General features: G+C 61.1%; 1 pseudogene. It reads left to right on the forward strand.

What is annotated here, in order from left to right:
- Window positions 1-442: pseudogene (locus tag ACW9IR_RS29650) on the forward strand (hypothetical protein); the annotation flags it as partial.

Consider the following 442-nt stretch of genomic DNA (forward strand, 5'->3'; position numbering starts at 1 on the left):
TCAAACGCGCCGCCGGCGGGACGAGTTATGCCGAGCCGTTGAAGTTCGATGTCGGAGTGGCGCTGGAAAATCCTTTGCCACTGCCGCAGATGCCGCAAGCGCAAGGCAGCGGCGCCACTGTGACCCTGGCACCGCTCAATGCCCAAACCGGTGGCCGGGTAATCGTGGCCTACACCGGCATGAGCGACAAACACAGCATTCAACTGACCATGACCGGTACGCCCGGCGCCGGCTCTCCGACCATCGCGCCCAAACCGGGGGTCGCCAGTGGCAACGTTGAATTTCTGATCCCGCCGGAAGCGATTGCCGCCAACATCGGTAATGCGGCGAAAACCTTCACGCTTCAATATGAAGTGATCCAAGGCACGAAAGTCCCTTCTCTACCGATCACGGTGACGGTTACACCGCTGCCCGCTGCGGAGCTGGACAAGCTCAGCATCGT

Source organism: Pseudomonas sp. SDT291_1_S447, assembly GCF_054070155.1.